This window comes from Micromonospora solifontis, assembly GCF_003725545.1.
GTDB lineage: Bacteria > Actinomycetota > Actinomycetes > Mycobacteriales > Micromonosporaceae > Micromonospora > Micromonospora solifontis.
The window spans coordinates 1-987 of the sequence record NZ_RJLN01000199.1; the positions used below are offsets into that span (position 1 = coordinate 1).

The window sequence follows — 987 nt, forward strand, 5'->3', positions numbered from 1 at the left end:
CTAGACGAGTAGTTCCGAATCCTGGTCAGTGGTCGTAGGCGATCAGTGACCGGGTGACGGGTGCTCCTGTCTTGTTGTTGTGCCAGATCGCGGCGGCCATGGCGAGCAGACGCTGAGCCACCCGCACGGCAACGCCGGCGAAGGTGCGTCCGCCGTGTTCTTCCAGATCGAGTTGGCCTTTGAGGGTGTCGTTGACCGACTCGATCAGCTGTCGGACCTTCTTGAGCATCGCCTCGCCGTAGCGGGCTTTCTCCCGCTTGCGTGACGGGCGCAGCAGTTCGATGCCCTGCTCGGCCAGTTCCCGCTCGAACACCTTGGACGCGAAGCCCTTGTCGGAGATCAGCAGGATCCTGTCGTGTTCGGCGACCACACCGGCCTCGACCTGCAGCATCGCGGCCAGGACCTCCCGCTCGCCGATCTTCGGGTTGGCCAGGGCCCACAGGATCGGCATCCCGGTCGGGGTGCACACCAGGTACAGCCGCAGTCCCCAGAAGAACCGGGAATGTGAGGCGCAGTAGCCGTATCCGGCCCAGCCGGCCAGATCCGAGCGCTGCACCGTCGGGCGGGACATGCCGCACGGCACCGGTGTGGAGTCGACGATCCAGTGGTTGTCGAACCAGAAGTCACTGTCGCGGGCCAGATCCCTGATCACTCGCTTGATCAGCGGCAGCGCGGCGCGGAGCCGCTTGTTGTAGCCCGGCCGCTGCGGCAGGTAGGGGAACATGCCGGCCAGGTGGATACGGGCGTAGCGGATCCAGTGCGCCTCCGAGCGGGCGCCGAGCAGGACCTGGGCCACGGCCAGGCAGACCAGTTCGGAGTCGGTCAGCAGCGGTGGCCTGCCCCGCCAGCGGGGCGTCCGAATGGTGTCGTCGATCTTCACGTACAGTGCGGTCAAGAGGGTGTCGAGGTCTTGCGTCACAACATGATCATCGATGCCCTCTCTTCATGCCCAGACATCGACCCCTGACATCGGAACTACTCGTCTAG

General features: G+C 65.2%; 1 protein-coding gene. It reads right to left on the reverse strand.

All coding sequences use genetic code 11. From position 1 onward, the window contains the following. Positions 1-25 precede the first annotated feature (25 nt). Positions 26-919 carry an IS982 family transposase gene (locus tag EFE23_RS27845; protein WP_123243819.1) on the reverse strand — a complete coding sequence of 298 codons (894 nt, stop codon included), beginning with the start codon at positions 917-919 and terminating at the stop codon, positions 26-28. Positions 920-987: the final 68 nt, after the last annotated feature.